Consider the following 15,724-nt stretch of genomic DNA (forward strand, 5'->3'; position numbering starts at 1 on the left):
CGCGTGGTCATGGACACCGGCACCGCGAAGGCGGACCGCACCGGAACCGGGACGCGCAGTGTCTTCGGGCACCAGATGCGTTGGAATCTGGCCGAGGGCTTCCCGCTGATCACCACCAAGAAGGTGCATCTGAGGTCAGTGGTGTACGAGTTGCTGTGGTTCCTGCGCGGCGAGTCCAACGTCAAGTGGCTTCAGGAGCACGGGGTCACCATCTGGGACGAGTGGGCCGACGCCAATGGCGAACTCGGTCCGGTGTACGGCGTGCAGTGGCGGTCGTGGCCGACACCGTCGGGCGAGCACATCGACCAGATCACCAAGGCAATCGAGACGTTGCGGACCAACCCGGATTCGCGTCGGATCATCGTCTCGGCGTGGAACGTCGCCGACCTCGACGACATGGCTCTGCAGCCGTGCCACGCGTTCTTCCAGTTCTACGTCGCCGATGGTCGACTCAGCTGCCAGCTGTATCAGCGGAGCGCAGACCTGTTCCTCGGCGTACCGTTCAACATCGCCAGCTACGCTCTGCTCACCCACATGATGGCCCAGCAGACCGGGCTCGAGGTGGGCGAGTTCATCTGGACCGGCGGCGACTGCCACATCTACGACAACCACGTCGAGCAGGTCACCGAGCAGCTCTCTCGAGAGCCGTACCCCTACCCCACGCTGAAGCTGAACAAGCGCGACTCGATCTTCGACTACACCTTCGAGGACGTCGAGATCGTCGACTACCGGCACCATCCGGCGATCAAAGCGCCGGTGGCCGTTTGATGATCGGACTGATCTGGGGCCAGACCCTCGCCGGGGTGATCGGCAAGGACAACGCGATACCGTGGCAGATTCCCGAGGACATGGCCCACTTCAAGGAGACCACCCTTGGACACCCTGTGGTGATGGGCCGGCTCACGTGGGATTCGCTCCCGTCCCGGTTCCGCCCGCTGCCGGGACGTCGGAACATCGTCATCACCCGGCAGGAAGAGTGGGCGGCTGACGGCGCGCTGACCGCACACGGGATCGAGGAGGCTCTCACACTCGCGGGGGACACCGCCTGGGTCATGGGTGGTTCCCAGATCTATACGGCGGCAATGCCGTTCGCGGACCTGCTTTCGGTGACCGAGATCGACGCCGACATCGACGGCGACGCGTTCGCTCCAAAGATCGGGGGTGAGTGGGTCGTCGGCGACGAGGGCGACTGGCGCATCTCCGATCCGTCCGGCCTGCGGTACCGCTTCCTGACGTACGTGCGCGCCTGACCGTCAGGCTCCGACGGTGGCCGAACCGTTAGCCCGATTGCCGGGCCTCGGCCGTCGTCGTGGGTCATACTTCGTGAGGAGCGTCCCCTTCGTCCCAGAGGTATCGGAGCAGCATGTGATGGACAAGACCTCATTGACGGCCCTGGCCCGCCAGCAGCTGAAGCTGGCCGCCACAATGTCGAGCGGACGCAGCTCGCAGACCGTCTTCGGTGGCCACCAACGTCACCTGCGCCAGACCGTGATCGCGCTGACCTCCGGGCACAGCCTCGCCGAACACGACAGCCCCGGTGAGGCAACCATCCTGGTGCTCAGCGGCAAGCTTGCGCTGATCTGCGGTGAGGACTCCTGGAAGGGCTCCACCGGTGACATGCTGATAATCCCGGCGGCCCGGCACAGCGTCGACGCGCTCGAGGACGTCGCCTTCCTGCTGACCGTCGCGAAGTAGAGGCGCTGCACGGCGGCCTATGCTGCCTGCATGGTCGACGGCGCAAATTGGGACCTCGAGGATTTCGAGAACTTCGAGGAGGTCCTCGCCGACATGCGCAGTCGGCTCGTTGCCAGCGTCGCGACGCCCGCCCGGTTGCGCGAGCTCATCGAGGCCACCCTGGTGGTCGGGGCCGGGCTGGAACTCGATTCGACCCTGCAGCGGATCGTGCAGGCCGCGACGACCCTGCTCGATGCGCGCTACGGCGCACTCGGGGTGCGTGATCCCGACGGCGGCGGACTACTCGAGTTCGTGTACGAGGGCATCAGCCCGGACGAGCGATCCCGGATGGGTCACCAACCGGAGGGCCGGGGACTGCTGGGGCTGCTGATCGAGCATCCGCGGCCGGTGCGTGTCGCGCACCTGGGTCAGCACCCCGCGTCGGTCGGCTTCCCGCCGAACCACCCGCCGATGGACAGCTTTCTCGGCATGCCGATCATCGTGCGGGGCACGGTGTTCGGCAGCATCTACCTCACCGAGAAGCGGTCCGGCCCGGAGTTCACCGACGAGGACGAGACCATCCTCGACGCGCTCGCCACATCGGCGGGAGTCGCGATCGACAACGCGCACCTGTTCGAGGAGTCTCGCACCCGCGAACGCTGGCTCATCGCGCTCGCGTCGTTCAATTCCCGGCTGCTCTCCGGAGGTTCGATCGACGAGGCTCTCGACCTGCTTGTGACGCGTACCCGCGACCTGTGCGGCGCATCCGGCGCGTACGTGATGGTTCTCAACGACGACGGCGCAACCATCGAGGCGGCCTCGTCGAATGACGGTCCCCGAGCGGGTAACCACCTCGACCTGTCGGAGTCGGACCTGCTCGCGGTCGTCCGTGGGCGTCGGCCAGCCCTGCTCACCGCACGGGATCGGATGGCCCCGTTCGCCGCGGCCGACGACGTCCGGGTAGCCGCGCTGCCGCTGTCCACGACGTCGGGGGTCGCGGGCCTGCTGGTGGTCACCCGGGAGGCGCAGGGCTGGACGCCGGACGAGATCACCCGCCTGATCTCGATGGCGGACTCAGCGGCACTGGCGGTGGAGTTCGCCGATCAGCAGCATCAACGGCGACAGCTCGACGTGCTGGCCGACCGGGATCGCATCGCTCGGGACCTGCACGACAACGTCATCCAACAGTTGTTCGCGACCGGCATGAGCTTGCAGAGTCTGCTGCTCGACGAGACCCACCCCGTCTCGGAGCCGGCGGCAGCCACGCTCGCGGAGACGGTGGCCCAACTCGACCGCACGATCCGAGAGATCCGCACGACGATCTTCGACCTGCACACCGCGGGCGAGCAGGCTCCGACGAGTCTGCGCCGACGGCTGCTCGACGCGATCGGCGACCTGACCACCCGGTCGGCCTTGACGCCGAACGTGCAGTTCACGGGCGCGATCGACACGCTGGTGCCGGCGCGGATTCATCCCCACGCCGAGGCCGTGCTGCGCGAGGGTTTGAGCAATGCACTCCGTCATGCTGGGGCGTCGACAATCAACGTCGCGATCGATGCCGCCGACCAGTTGACGATCCGCATCCGTGACGATGGCGTCGGCGTGCCCGACAACCCAAGGCGCAGTGGCCTGGACAACCTGGTCCGACGGGCCGAGCAGTGCGGCGGCTCCTGCTCGGTGCTGCCGGGCGTCGATCACGGAACCGAACTGATCTGGCGGGTGCCGCTGAAGTGAGGCTCAGTCCCGCCGGTTGTTCCGCAGTTCGGTCGCCAACACCGCTGCCTGGGTGCGGCGCTGCATGCCGAGCTTGGCGAGCAACCTGGAGACGTAGTTCTTGATCGTCTTCTCGGCCAGGAACAGCCGCTCGGCGATCTCGCGGTTCGTCAGGCCCTCGCCGATGAGGTCGAAGACGGCTCGCTCCTGGTCGGAAAGCTCGGCGAGTGGGTCGGTGGTGCGTTCGGACCGGATCCGCTGCATCAGCGCGGCCGTTGCGCGACTGTCGAGCAGCGACCCACCCGCACCGACCGTCCGTACCGCCGAGATCAGATCGGTACCGAGGATCTGCTTGAGGACGAATCCGGAGGCACCCGCCATGACGGCGTCGAACAGGGCCTCGTCGTCGGCGTACGACGTGAGCATGAGACAGCGCAGGTCGGGCAGTACGACTCGCAGTTCGCGACACAATTCGACGCCGTTGCCGTCGGGAAGTCGCACGTCGAGGACCGCGACGTCGGCGCCGCTGGACGGAATTCGTGCCAGCGCCTCACCGACCGAGGCAGCCTCACCCACCACGGTCAGGTCGGGGGCGCTGCCGAGGAGATCGACCAGCCCCCGTCGCACGATTTCGTGATCATCGACCAGGAAGACTCGCGTCATCGGTGCCACCTTCCTTACTTGTCGGAAGAACGCTACCGCGCGGACCCAACGGGCCCGGACGGTGGTCTGGGCACATCCGCTACGACCTAACTCGCGGAGGCCGAGTCAACCGTCCTAACATTTTTGTCGACAGTTGTGCTGCCGAAGGGAACCACGAATGACCACGGGTATCGAACAGCGCGAGTTCCAGACGGAGACTCGCCAGATTCTGGATCTGATGATCCATTCGGTGTATTCCAACAAGGACACCTTCCTCCGCGAGCTCATCTCGAACTCGTCCGACGCGCTCGACAAACTCAAGCTCGAGGCGTTCCGCGACAAGGACCTCGAGGCCGACACGTCGGACCTGCACATCGAGCTGGCGGTCGACAAGGCCACACGCACGCTCACGGTGCGTGACAACGGCATCGGCATGTCCCATGACGAGGTGATCGACCTGATCGGCACGCTCGCCAAGTCCGGAACAGCCGAGCTGCGTCGCAAACTGCGAGAGGCCAAGGACGCCGCGGCGTCGGAGGAGCTGATCGGACAGTTCGGCATCGGCTTCTATTCGACGTTCATGGTCGCCGACAAGGTCACACTGCTGACGCGCAAGGCCGGCGAGAAGCATGGAACACGGTGGGAGTCGAGCGGCGAATCCACCTACACGATCGAGACCATCGACGACGCCCCCCAGGGCACGACGGTGATGCTGCACCTCAAGCCGGAGGACGTCGAGGACCACCTCTACGATTACGCGGCCGAACAGAAACTGCGCGAGGTCGTCAAGCGCTACTCGGACTTCATCGCGTACCCGATCCGGATGGACATCGAGCGTCCCGCTCCGAAGAGCGAGGATGAAACCGAGACGGAAACCGACACACCGAAGACGGTCATCGAGACCGACACGCTCAACTCGATGAAGGCGCTGTGGGCCCGCCCGAAGGACGACGTCACCGAGGACGAGTACAACGAGTTCTACAAGCACGTCAGCCATTCCTGGGACGACCCGCTCGAGGTCATCCCGATGAAGGCCGAGGGCACGTTCGAATACCAGGCGCTGCTGTTCATTCCGTCGCACGCGCCGTTCGACCTGTTCTCGCGCGAACATCGCGCCGGTATCCATCTGTACGTCAAGCGCGTGTTCATCATGGACGACTGCGAGGAACTCATGCCCGAGTACCTGCGCTTCGTCAAGGGCGTGGTCGATGCACAGGATCTGTCGCTCAACGTCTCTCGTGAAATCCTTCAGCAGGACCGGCAGATCCGCGCGATCCGCCGTCGCCTCACCAAGAAGGTGCTCACCACGATCAAGGACATCATGTCCGCCGATCAGGAGAAGTACCGGACGGTGTGGTCACAGTTCGGTCGGGTGCTCAAAGAGGGCCTGCTCTCGGACTTCGACAACCGGGAGACCCTGCTCGAGATCTCGTCCTTCCAGTCCACGAACAGCGATGACGAGCAGACCACGCTGGCGCAGTACGTCGAGCGCATGCAGGACGGTCAGGAGCAGATCTTCTACCTCACCGGCGAGTCCCGCCAGCAACTCGAGGCGTCCCCGCACATGGAGGCGTTCCGTGCCCGCGGTCTCGAAGTGCTGTTGCTCACCGACCCGGTCGACGAGATGTGGGTGACGTCGGTCCCCGAGTTCGACGGCAAGCCGTTGCAGTCGATCGCGAAGGGAGAGGTGGACCTCGATACCGAGGAGGAGAAGAAGGATGCCGAGGCCAAACGGGAGGAACAGGACAAGGAGTTCGCCGGCGTCCTGTCTTGGCTGACCACGACACTGGAGGAACAGGTCAAGCAGGTGCGTCTGTCGACGCGCCTCACCGACTCCCCCGCGTGCATCGTCGGCGACGAGTTCGGCATGACGCCCGCCCTCGAGCGGATGTACCGGGCGTCCGGCCAGCAGGTGCCGCACTTCAAGCGCATCCTCGAACTCAACCCCACTCACCCGCTGGTGGAGGGTCTGCGCAGTGCGCACGCCGAACGAGGCGACGATCCGGGTCTCGCCGAGACGGCCGAGTTGCTCTACGGCACAGCACTTCTCGCCGAGGGTGGCGAGCTGGAGGATCCCGCACACTTCGCGAAACTGCTTGCGAACCGCCTGGCGCGCACCCTCTAGACACCGCCCACAGGCGGCTCCGCGCACGTTCGGCGCGGCCCACTCGCGGTGGCTTCCTGCACTTCCGTTGCAACAGGTGCCATCCCGCGAGTGGGCCGGGGTCGATGATTGCCAGTGGGGGACGATCCACGAGTCAAGGCGACGACATGTCCATGGGTGGAATCAATCCCATCTGCTGCAGATGCATCATCCACATCTGCCCCATTTCCATCATGTCCATGTCCATCCCCATCATGTCCATATCCACAATCCTCACCTCCTCTCCGTGAACTGCTCTTCTCAACTGAGGTAGTAGATCGCTCCGAAATCGGGATCGGATGAGCTGGTCATGAGATTCCTTCTGGCACTGCCCTACCGGGTGCATGTTCGGCAGGCACCGACACGGCCGGGTGGCACCGCTCCTCCCACTGCGGTGTCACCTGTCAGTGTTCCTGCGCGGCACGAAGATGGTCTCGGCGGATGCGGTACTCGTCGACGTCGATCTCCCCGCGTGCGAAGCGCTCGTCGAGGATCTCGTCTGCGCTGCGCCTGTTGGTGGTGTCGTTGGTCCCGTACGGAGAGCGGTCCGTACGGATACTGCGGAAGAGTGCCATCACCGCGACGATGACCAATGTCCAGAACGCGACCATCGCCAGGACCATCAGTACCCAGCCACCCCAGCTCCATCCGTAGCCGATCCCGTCGTTCCACATCATGCTCGTTCACCTTGTCTGCCGGAGTTCGTGCTTCTAGCCGTCCAGCGTGGATTTCGAACCCGATGAATCGATGAGGGTTCTGTGAAGTTTCGCTGAAGAAATGCCGGTCCAGGGTGGTCAGCACAGGATCGAGAGGGCACAACCGACGATCGAGGGTGACGATGGAGAGCATGGACGACACGCCCCCGCAACCACTCACGGACGCCGCCAAACATCGGGCGTTGGTGGTGGACGACGAGCGCCCGTTGGTTGCGGTCGTCGTGAGCTACCTCGAACGGGAGAACTTCGAGGTAGCAGTGTCCTACGACGGGGTGGATGCACTTGCGCGTGCCCGGGAGTTCGACCCGGACGTCGTGATCCTCGATCTGGGGCTGCCAGGCATGGACGGAATCGAGGTGTGCCGCGAGCTACGCACGTTTTCCGATGCCTATGTGGTGATGTTGACCGCTCGGATTGCGGAAATGGACAAGATCATCGGTCTGTCGGTCGGCGCCGACGACTACGTCACCAAGCCGTTCAGCCCGCGTGAATTGGTTGCCCGCATTCGAGCGATGTTGCGTCGACCCCGGAATGCGCCTGCAGACGAGTCGCGGTCGCCGGTGCCCGGGTCACTCGACCCGCGTCGGAGCGAGGCTCCACCCCGGGTGTTCGGGGCGCTACAGATAGATGTCGCGGGTCGGGAGGTTCGTCTCGGCGAGCGTCCGGTGATGTTGACCCGCACCGAGTTCGATGTGCTGGCGGCGTTGTCGTCTCGGCCGGGTATGGCCTTCAGTCGGCGGCAGTTGATCGACTCGGTGTGGGGGGAATCCTGGGTGGGCAACGAACACCTCGTAGACGTGCACGTCGGGAATCTGCGCCGCAAGCTCGGCGACGACCCGGTCTCGCCCCGGTATGTCACCACCATCCGCGGGATCGGATACCGGATGGGTACCGGGCAATGAAGGCGCCGCACTCAGCGCGCTCTCTCACTTCCCGTCGGGTGAGTGGAGGCCCAGGCATAGGTCTGCGTCTGCTGTTGGCGCAATCGATGGTGGTCGTGGCCGGTGGTGCGACCTCGTGGTTGGTCGCAGGTTTGGTCGGCCCCTCGCTGTTCCGTGAGCACTTGGAGCGCACTGGTCTACCGGACACGTCCAATGAGCAGTTCCATGCTGAGCAGGCGTATCGCTCCGCCACGGCAATTTCCCTGGCAGTGGCCATCGGGGCGGCTGTCCTGGTTGTGCTTGTCGTGACCTGGTACTTCAGTCGACGCGTGCAGCACTCGGTGACCGAGGTCTCCTCCGCTGCCACCGCAGTGGCCGACGGTCGCTATGGCATTCGGGTCTCACCACCGCACCTGGGTGAGGACTTCAGCGCACTCGCCCATGCGTTCAACCGAATGGCTGCACGGCTCGAGTCCGCGGAATCCACCCGCCGTCAGCTGCTCGCCGACCTCGCACACGAGATTCGCACTCCCGTATCGGTGCTCGAGGCGTACATGGAGGCTGTCGAGGACGGTATCGAGACACTCGACGCCGACACGATGACGATGCTCCGTGCTCAGATCCACAGACTCGCCCGGTTCTCGGATGACGTCAGCGCGCTTTCCCATGCTGAAGGGGGCCTGAAGTCGATCGAGCCGGCGTGGGTGGCCCCCGAAGCAGTGATATCCACTGCAATCACTGCCGCAGCCGACCGCTACGCAGCAAAGGAAGTGGCGCTCACCTCCCACGTTCCCGCGAACGTCCCAAGACTGTGGGCCGACCCAGTAAGGCTCGGGCAGGTACTGGGGAACTTGCTCGACAACGCTCTGCGCCACACAGCTAGGGGTGGCCGAGTGAGTGTGACCGCGCAGCAGAAACACCACGAGCTCACGATCGCGGTGACCGACAACGGCGACGGAATCTCGGCAGAACATCTCCCGTACCTGTTCGAGCGGTTCTATCGGGTCGATGCGGCTCGTGACAGAGAGCATGGAGGAGCAGGGATTGGTCTCGCGATCGCCAAGGCGCTCGTCGAGGCGCAGCAGGGTCACATCACTGCGAGCAGCCAAGGTCGTGGATTGGGAAGCACCTTCACCATCACTTTCCCACTACACCCGGATCAGGGATGAGGGAGTACCCCGACCGCGATCACCCGACGTTGGCGCGGCTTGATGCACCCCGAGCGCGGCGACATTCCGGGTCTCGCCGAGATGGGCGATCGGCTCTACGGCCGGCGCTTCTTGCCGACGGCCGGGAGCTGGAGGATCCGGCGCACTTCGCGAATCTGCTTGCGAACCGCCGCATTCCCGACAAACTCGGCAGCATACCGCCGAAACCGCCGCGTACGACACCTCCTACCGAGCGCTACCTCGCGAAACCGGCCATGAATCTCCCTGGTGTGCGTAGCATCTAGACCATCTTGTCCAGACCATCTCGTTCGATTCCCTTCGGGAGGCCGGCGTGCGCGGACTTGGCATTGATCTCGGAACCACGAACACTGTCGTCGGGACCCTCGAAGACGGGATCGTCCTGAACGAACCGTCTTTCATGCTGGTTCGGAACAAAGATCCGCACCGCGCCCTCGCGATCGGCCACGATGCGCGGGCCCTTATCGGCCGCACGCCTGCAGGAATCACGCAGGTTCGCCCCATGCGCGACGGCGTCGTCGTGGATCTGGACTCGGCCAGAGCATTCGTCACGGCCGTCATCGAGCGGGCTGCTCCGCGCAGGTGGTACCGCCGTCGACCGAAGGCCATCTTCTCGGCTCCCGCAGGGGCCACCCCACTCGAGCGCCGCGCGCTGCTCGAGGTCGGGCATGAGGCAGGCCTGCGAAAGGTCGGTTTGATACCGGAACCGGTGGCGGGTGCAATCGGGTGTGGCATCAATCCACTCGAGGCTCGCGCCCATCTCGTCGTGAACATCGGCGGCGGCACTTCGGAGGTCACCGCCGTCTCTTTCGGTGGCGTGATCTCGCACCGCACTTGCCAACTGGCGGGGGAGGATCTGGACGAGGCATTGCACCACTACGTACGCGAAGAGCATCACATCATCGTCGGCGAGCTCACCGCCGAACGCGCCAAGATGGGCGCAGCCGATACCGCCGAGGGACAGTCGCTCGTGGTGGAGGGCCTCGACGGCGTCACGGGCCGCGCGCGGATGATTTCCCTCGACGTCGAGGAGGTAGTCGAGGCGCTGCGGCCGACCACGACCGGAATAGTGCAGACGTTGACCGCCTGCCTGGACGACCTTCCCCCGCAGGCGATCAGTGACGTGATGTCCGAAGGGGTCCTGGTGATCGGGGGCGGCGCAATGCTCCGCGGACTGGCTCACCTTTTCGAAGAGTCGTTCGGCCTCCCGGTGAAGACGGCCGAACGGCCGCTGACCTGTGTCGCCGAGGGCGCCACGGCCTGTTTGGATCACCCGGAGCTCGTTGCCGCCTACAGCGGCTGATCACCGAGGCGACGCCTCGACGGAAGCCACCGAGGCGGCGCCTCGCCTTTGGTCACCGAGGCGGCGCCTCGCCTTTGGTCACCGAGGCGGCGCCTCGCTCTGAATCACCGCGGCGGCGCACCGACCGGACGTTCCGCGAGGTAGCGCTCGAGGATCGACATGGCCACGGGGCCGGACGTCGCCGATCCGAAGCCCCCGCCACGGACCATTACCGTGACGACGATTTCGGGAGACTCGAAGGGCACCACCGCGGAGAACCAGGCGTCGAGACCATCGCCCGGCGCGGACGGATCCTCCGCCGTTCCGGTCTTGGAGCCGGCCGTCACCGGCAGACTGGCGAGCTGCCCGCCCGTACCGGCAGCGGCCGAAGCCCGCATCCCGGCGCGGACCGGATCGAGCCGATCGGCGAAGGGAAGCGGATTAGGCTCCGCCGTCGGAATCGGCGCGCCCTCCCCGGTTCCGTAGGCGGCGGCGAGTTGCGGAGTGACCATCGCCCCGGTGGCGATACCGGACGTCCACCCTGCCACTTGCAGCGGGGTCGCCGTCACTGTGCCCTGCCCGATGCCCATCAGCACCGTCGAGCCCGGATACCAGGTGGCCCCGATGTCCCCCACCGTCTCCGGGGTCCCTAGGAAACCCGCAGACTCACCCGGCAGATCGATCCCCGAGCGCCGGCCCACACCTAGCTCGTTGGCGACCGAAGCGATCTGCTCGGGACCGAGCATTAGGGCGAGCTTGTAGAAGTACACGTTGTCCGACCATTGGATCGCCCGCAACAGGTTGTTCGGACCCATCGGCTGCCAGTTCGCGAACGTGTGCCCTCCGTAGGTGAAAGCGCCACCGGTCGGTATCGCCAGGTCAGGATCCAGTACCTGATCCTCCGCGTTCGCCGAGGCGACAACGATCTTGAAGGTCGAGCCGGGTGGCGCGGCGGTCTGGAAGGCGTTGTTGAGCATGCGGCTGGGCCCGGGGCCCTCTGTTTGGGCTGCCAGCGCGACGGCGTCGACGGGAGGACCGTAGACGTTGTTGTCGTACCCGGGGACGCTGGCGAGCGCCAGCACCGCGCCGGTGCGCGCGTCCATCACGAGCGCCGCGCCCAGGTCGCCCCCGCTGCCGCGGACCGCCTGGGCCAGTCTCTCCGTCGCGAGGTTGTGCAATCCGATGTCCAGGTGCAGCCGCAGGTCGTGGCCCGGCACCGGATCCACGCGCTCTCCCGGACCGACCGGACGTCCGTTCGGGTCTACGTACACACACTGCTTGCCATCGGTACCGCGCAGCAGCGCGTCGTATTGCTTCTCGAGCCCGGCACTCCCGACCCGCGACCCGAGTGCGAGCTCCGGCCAGCGTTCCATGTCGTCCGGATCGCCGATGCTGACGTATCCGAGGACGGATGCGAGCGCATCCCCGTACGGGTAGTGCCGACGGCCGGAGGGAACGACGAGCACGCCGGGGATCTGTGCATCGATGATCTGCCGAGCCTGATCGGGCGCGACCCTGCCGACGACGGTCTGCATCTCCCCTACACCGCGTTCACCCAAGGTGTTCGTCAGCTCGTCATTGGAAGTCCCGAGCAACGCGACGAGCGCTCCGCGCGAACCGGAGTCGTTCTCGTCGAACATTCCGGTGACCACCGAAATGGCGTACTCGGGAACGTTGACCGCCAATGGCACGCCGTTGCGGTCGACGATCTGACCACGCTCGGCGGGCAGGCGGATGCAGCGATTCATCTGGGAATCGCTCAACGCACGCAACTCCGGGCCGCGATCGCTCTGCAACTGCCAGGCGAACACCGACATCGCGACGAGGAGCGCGGTGACCGCGGCAGTACCCGCCGTCATGCCCCGGGGCCGGCGCCGGCGCACGGACGGCTCAACCCACAGTGGCCGAGCGACACCGTCCCGGCGCACAGCGAGCACCAGCCCGATCGCCACGAACCCGACGAGTGCGACCGTGCCCCCGTAGCTGAACATCGGGAGCGGCATTCCGGTATGGGGCAACAGCGACAGGCTCGCACCGATCGACAGCACTGCGTGGATCCCGAACAGCCCGCCGATGCCCGCGGCCACAAGGGCAGCTTCTTTGGTTCGTGCCCGTCGTGCGGCGAGCGCGGCGCGCCAGGTGATCACCAAGCTGGCCGCCACGACTGCGATGCCGGCGAACAGCCCCCACCCGTACACGACGCTCGCGAACGCGAGGTCGTGCTCCGCTTCGGGGAGGTACTGAGCCCTCAGCTCATACACGGGGTCTCGCGCCAGCCCCCACAGCCCACCGCTGCCTATCGCGATGTCGGCCTGAAGCGATGCCCAACCCGACCCACTCGGGTCGGCATCGCTGGACACGAACACCTGGATCCGTTCGAGTTGGTACGGGCGGAGGAACAGCGCGGCAATGGGGAGTGCGGCGAGTCCCAGCGCGAACAGCGGCAGCAGCGGCAACATCGGCACCCTCGCGAGGACCAGCATCAGCGCCGCTACCGCTGCCAGGACCACGGCACTCGACAGGTCGGGCTGCAGGGCGACCAGTGCGACTACGCCACCCGCAATCGCCAACGTCGCCGCCAATCGACCGATCGTGTATCCGCCGGCCAGTACGGTCGCCGCCACCATGACCAGACCGAGCTTGGTGACTTCGGCCGGCTGAATGGTGAACACACCGAAATCCAGCCAGCGTTGCGCGCCCTTGACCGATACCCCGACAAGCGGCACGGCCACCAGCATCGCGACTGACGCCCCGAGGGTCACTAATCCGAATCGTCGCAGGTTGCTCACCCGCATACGCGAGACGAGGAACATCACCCCGATGCCGACGACGGCAAAACCCGCGTGACGGACCGCTTGCGATGTGAGTCCGATAGACACCAAGTTGAGAAGGCCGAAGATCGTGAGAACGACCGCCGCCGTGACAATCCAGGGATCGGACTCCCGGTCGTGTCCCTGCACACGACCACCGTCCCCACTCATCAGCAGGTCGCTTTCTCGGCCGGCACGTACAAGGGCTCCGAAGCAGCAACTGCCGGGGCACTCGTGACCGCAGCGACAGCCAGGGCGAAGCCGGGCGGCAGGAACGTCTTGCTCAGGCCGTACACCTCGTCCCGACCCGGTTCGACGCGCATGGTGACGTCACCACCCGCGTGCACTTCACCGGAGCAGCGGTCGTACACGTTCAGCTTCCAGGTGACCGTGTCAACGGTCGCCGACGGATCGAGACCAACGTCCACTCGTACAGCACACGGCTGTCCGGCGCTACACGATCCGTCAGCGAAACTCGCTGTGACGCTGGTGATCTGGCCCGCGCTTGCCGGGGCACCAGTCTGGACGACGGCCGGCTCGACGACGCCCGGCGCGGCCATGGCCGGGTCCGCCGGTACGACCGGCGGCGGCGAGACCGGCCGAAGGGTACTTTCCTCCGAGAGGTCCACCGGATTGACGACGGTGTCCCAGCCCTTTTTGAGCTCTGTCCACGCGCGGGGACCCGTCACTGTCGCCGTGACGAGAACGGCGATCGCGACCAGAGTGAACGCAACCTGATTCCGGGACGGCCGTCTCCGACGGCGGTGCCAAGCGCTTCGGACCGGCGGATACCAGCCAGTGTTCGGCGCGAGCGACCCGGCCGGCACGTTGGTCGGATCCTCCACCGCCCGACTATCCGGAACGGGCCGTTCCATCGTCGCTCTGACGAGTTCGCCGATCTGGCTCCTCCGCCGGGATTCGTCGTCCGGGTCGAGCTCGGGAGCAATTGCCAAACGAACCCGGCGTACCAGATTTTTCAGATCTGTTGTCTCTGATACCGATTCGATTACAAGATCGCCGAACTCCGGTCCTCGACAGTTCGTCGCGATGTCGCGGAGCAGACTCGCGATCGCATCGTTCATTTCGATCGAGGACGAGGCGTTCCCGACGCCGTCGATCGTGAGCCGTCCACCGTCGGACACCATCACGGCGTCATCCCGAAGGGTGATCTGACTGTGACCCCCGCCGCCTGCCACTTCGAGCTGGCCGGCCATGTCCGTAACCAGTTGCGCAGCTTGCTCCGGCGTCAGCCTCGTGAAGGCGAGCAGCGTCGGAAGTGGGACGCCGGCAGAGTCACCACCCGAGTCGTCATCGATCGGTTCAGGCGGTTCCGATCGAGCGGTGGGCTCGCTGGTGCTGGCGTGGACTCCCAAGGCTGCTTCGTTCATCGCGCATCCCCGAAACGATCGGCCTCCCGCAGGGTGACACCGAACCGGAGCGGGTGGGCGGTGGACTGGGCTGTGCTTGCTCCTGTCGAAATCCGTTGCGTTTGCGCGAATCCGTCTAACTCCGATCCCGTCCCCGGAGAAGAGGAAACGCGAAGGCGAAAAAGGCTCGGGGACACGACCGGCGAGCAGGGGAGGAACCGGACACATTGCCCCCCAAAGTTCCTCCGAAAGTGCCTCCGAAAGTGTCTCCGAAAGTTCTTCCGCCCCACCCTCGCAGCATTTCCCGTTCTGTCAGACTCGATCGAGAGGTCGAGATCGAGTCGACACCTGACCGCAACGACGCCGGGACCGCGCGGTTAGCCGCGCGGTCCCGGAAAGTGCCGAACCTAGGTGCCGGAAGGCACGATCAGCACCGGGCAATCTGCCGTGTGCAGCATCGCCCGGCTGGTCGAGCCCAACAGCATCCCCCTGAAGCCACCGCGTCCGCGGGTGCCGACGACGATCAACTGGGCCTGCTCGGCGTATTCGCTGAGAACGCGCACAGGCCGGTCCCGTGCGACGACCCGTTCGACAGTGACATCCGGGTACCGCTCCTTCCATCCGGCGACCCGCTCGGCCAGCACCACTTCCTCGCCGGTCTGTATCCGGCTCCATTGCGGGTCGTCGGGAGTGGCACCGAGGGACGGCTGCACGCTCACATCGCTCCACACGTTGACCGCGACGAGAGTTGCGCCCCGAATCGCTGCCTCCTCGAAGGCGGCCGCGACCGCCGGCTTGCACGACTCGGAGCCGTCGACACCCACCACGATCGGGCCCTCCGTCGGCGGGAGGCCGTCGAGGGTCCGGCCGCGGACCACCGTGACGCGGCACTCGGCGTGCGCAGCGACCGCGGCAGTGACGGAACCGACGACCAGCCCGGCGATCTCTCCGTGTCCGTGCGATCCGAGAACCACCATCCAGGCCTGCTTCGACAGTTCGATCAGGGTGGGGGCGGGGCGGCCGTCGATTTGTTCGGTGGTGATGTCGATGGAACCAATGTCCTCGGCGGTCTGCCGAGCGAGCACGTGCGCGCTGTCGAGACGCGAGCGTGCGGTGTCGCGTAGTTCGTCCTGAAAACTCCGCGCCAGGTACGGCTCGGAGTAGTAGAACGCCGGGATGTGCACGGCGGTGACGATGTGCAGGCGACGCTGGTGAACCGCGGCGGCGCGGGACGCCCACACCACCGCGTTCGAGGCCGCTTCGGATCCGTCGACGGCAACGACGATCGCTTCGGTTGCGCTCATGGATT

13 protein-coding genes are annotated in these 15,724 nt (G+C 65.7%); 8 read left to right on the forward strand and 5 right to left on the reverse strand.

The window, feature by feature from the left end:
- Positions 1 to 9 precede the first annotated feature (9 nt).
- From EGT50_RS09610 to EGT50_RS09625, 4 genes are all read left to right on the forward strand, one after another.
- On the forward strand, positions 10 to 768 hold the full coding sequence (locus EGT50_RS09610; RefSeq protein WP_235870683.1) for a thymidylate synthase: 759 nt from the start codon (positions 10 to 12) through the stop codon (positions 766 to 768).
- Positions 768 to 1,250, forward strand: coding sequence for a dihydrofolate reductase (locus EGT50_RS09615; RefSeq protein ID WP_127953505.1), 483 nt, complete (start codon positions 768 to 770; stop codon positions 1,248 to 1,250). Before EGT50_RS09610 ends, EGT50_RS09615 begins: the two co-directional genes overlap by 1 nt.
- Positions 1,251 to 1,368: 118 nt before the next feature.
- On the forward strand, positions 1,369 to 1,695 hold the full coding sequence (locus EGT50_RS09620) for a cupin domain-containing protein (RefSeq protein WP_127953508.1): 327 nt from the start codon (positions 1,369 to 1,371) through the stop codon (positions 1,693 to 1,695).
- 30 nt (positions 1,696 to 1,725) lie between these two features.
- A complete protein-coding gene (locus EGT50_RS09625; RefSeq protein ID WP_127953511.1) occupies positions 1,726 to 3,408 on the forward strand; it encodes a GAF domain-containing sensor histidine kinase in 1,683 nt (560 codons plus the stop codon).
- A 3-nt stretch (positions 3,409 to 3,411) separates the two neighbouring features.
- Here the strand turns inward: EGT50_RS09625 and EGT50_RS09630 are convergent, their stop codons facing one another.
- Entirely contained in the window at positions 3,412 to 4,050 is a 639-nt protein-coding gene (locus EGT50_RS09630; RefSeq protein ID WP_127953514.1) for a response regulator, read from the reverse strand.
- Positions 4,051 to 4,207: 157 nt separating this feature from the next.
- On the opposite strand from EGT50_RS09630, the gene htpG reads away from it, so the two are divergent.
- The gene (gene htpG / locus EGT50_RS09635) at positions 4,208 to 6,154 is read left to right on the forward strand and encodes a molecular chaperone HtpG (protein WP_127953516.1); all 1,947 of its coding nucleotides are present in this window, start codon (positions 4,208 to 4,210) and stop codon (positions 6,152 to 6,154) included.
- A gap of 422 nt (positions 6,155 to 6,576) precedes the next feature.
- On the opposite strand, the gene EGT50_RS09640 is transcribed toward htpG, so the two are convergent.
- Positions 6,577 to 6,849 carry an SHOCT domain-containing protein gene (locus tag EGT50_RS09640; protein WP_127953519.1) on the reverse strand — a complete coding sequence of 91 codons (273 nt, stop codon included), beginning with the start codon at positions 6,847 to 6,849 and terminating at the stop codon, positions 6,577 to 6,579.
- A gap of 161 nt (positions 6,850 to 7,010) precedes the next feature.
- Here EGT50_RS09640 and EGT50_RS09645 point away from each other — a divergent pair, with 161 nt between their 5' ends.
- From EGT50_RS09645 to mreB, 3 genes are all read left to right on the forward strand, one after another.
- Positions 7,011 to 7,790 carry a response regulator transcription factor gene (locus tag EGT50_RS09645; RefSeq protein WP_127953957.1) on the forward strand — a complete coding sequence of 260 codons (780 nt, stop codon included), beginning with the start codon at positions 7,011 to 7,013 and terminating at the stop codon, positions 7,788 to 7,790.
- Entirely contained in the window at positions 7,787 to 8,938 is a 1,152-nt protein-coding gene (locus tag EGT50_RS09650) for a sensor histidine kinase (RefSeq protein WP_127953522.1), read from the forward strand. The genes EGT50_RS09645 and EGT50_RS09650 overlap by 4 nt, the downstream gene beginning before the upstream one ends.
- 331 nt (positions 8,939 to 9,269) lie before the next feature.
- Positions 9,270 to 10,259, forward strand: a complete 990-nt coding sequence (gene mreB / locus EGT50_RS09655) for a rod shape-determining protein (protein ID WP_127953525.1) — start codon at positions 9,270 to 9,272, stop codon at positions 10,257 to 10,259.
- Positions 10,260 to 10,363: 104 nt separating this feature from the next.
- Here mreB and EGT50_RS09660 read toward each other — a convergent pair whose 3' ends face one another.
- The 3 genes from EGT50_RS09660 to EGT50_RS09670 all read right to left on the reverse strand — a co-directional run bounded on the left by EGT50_RS09660 (position 10,364) and on the right by EGT50_RS09670 (position 15,719).
- Complete coding sequence (locus EGT50_RS09660) at positions 10,364 to 13,219, reverse strand: FtsW/RodA/SpoVE family cell cycle protein (protein ID WP_127953528.1); 2,856 nt, start codon at positions 13,217 to 13,219, stop codon at positions 10,364 to 10,366.
- Positions 13,219 to 14,436 carry a hypothetical protein gene (locus EGT50_RS09665; protein WP_127953531.1) on the reverse strand — a complete coding sequence of 406 codons (1,218 nt, stop codon included), beginning with the start codon at positions 14,434 to 14,436 and terminating at the stop codon, positions 13,219 to 13,221. The genes EGT50_RS09660 and EGT50_RS09665 overlap by 1 nt, the downstream gene beginning before the upstream one ends.
- Before the next feature lie 386 nt (positions 14,437 to 14,822).
- The gene (locus EGT50_RS09670) at positions 14,823 to 15,719 is read right to left on the reverse strand and encodes a universal stress protein (protein ID WP_127953535.1); all 897 of its coding nucleotides are present in this window, start codon (positions 15,717 to 15,719) and stop codon (positions 14,823 to 14,825) included.
- Positions 15,720 to 15,724: the final 5 nt, after the last annotated feature.

This window comes from Rhodococcus xishaensis (assembly GCF_004011825.1).
GTDB classification, from domain to species: Bacteria; Actinomycetota; Actinomycetes; order Mycobacteriales; family Mycobacteriaceae; genus Prescottella; species Prescottella xishaensis.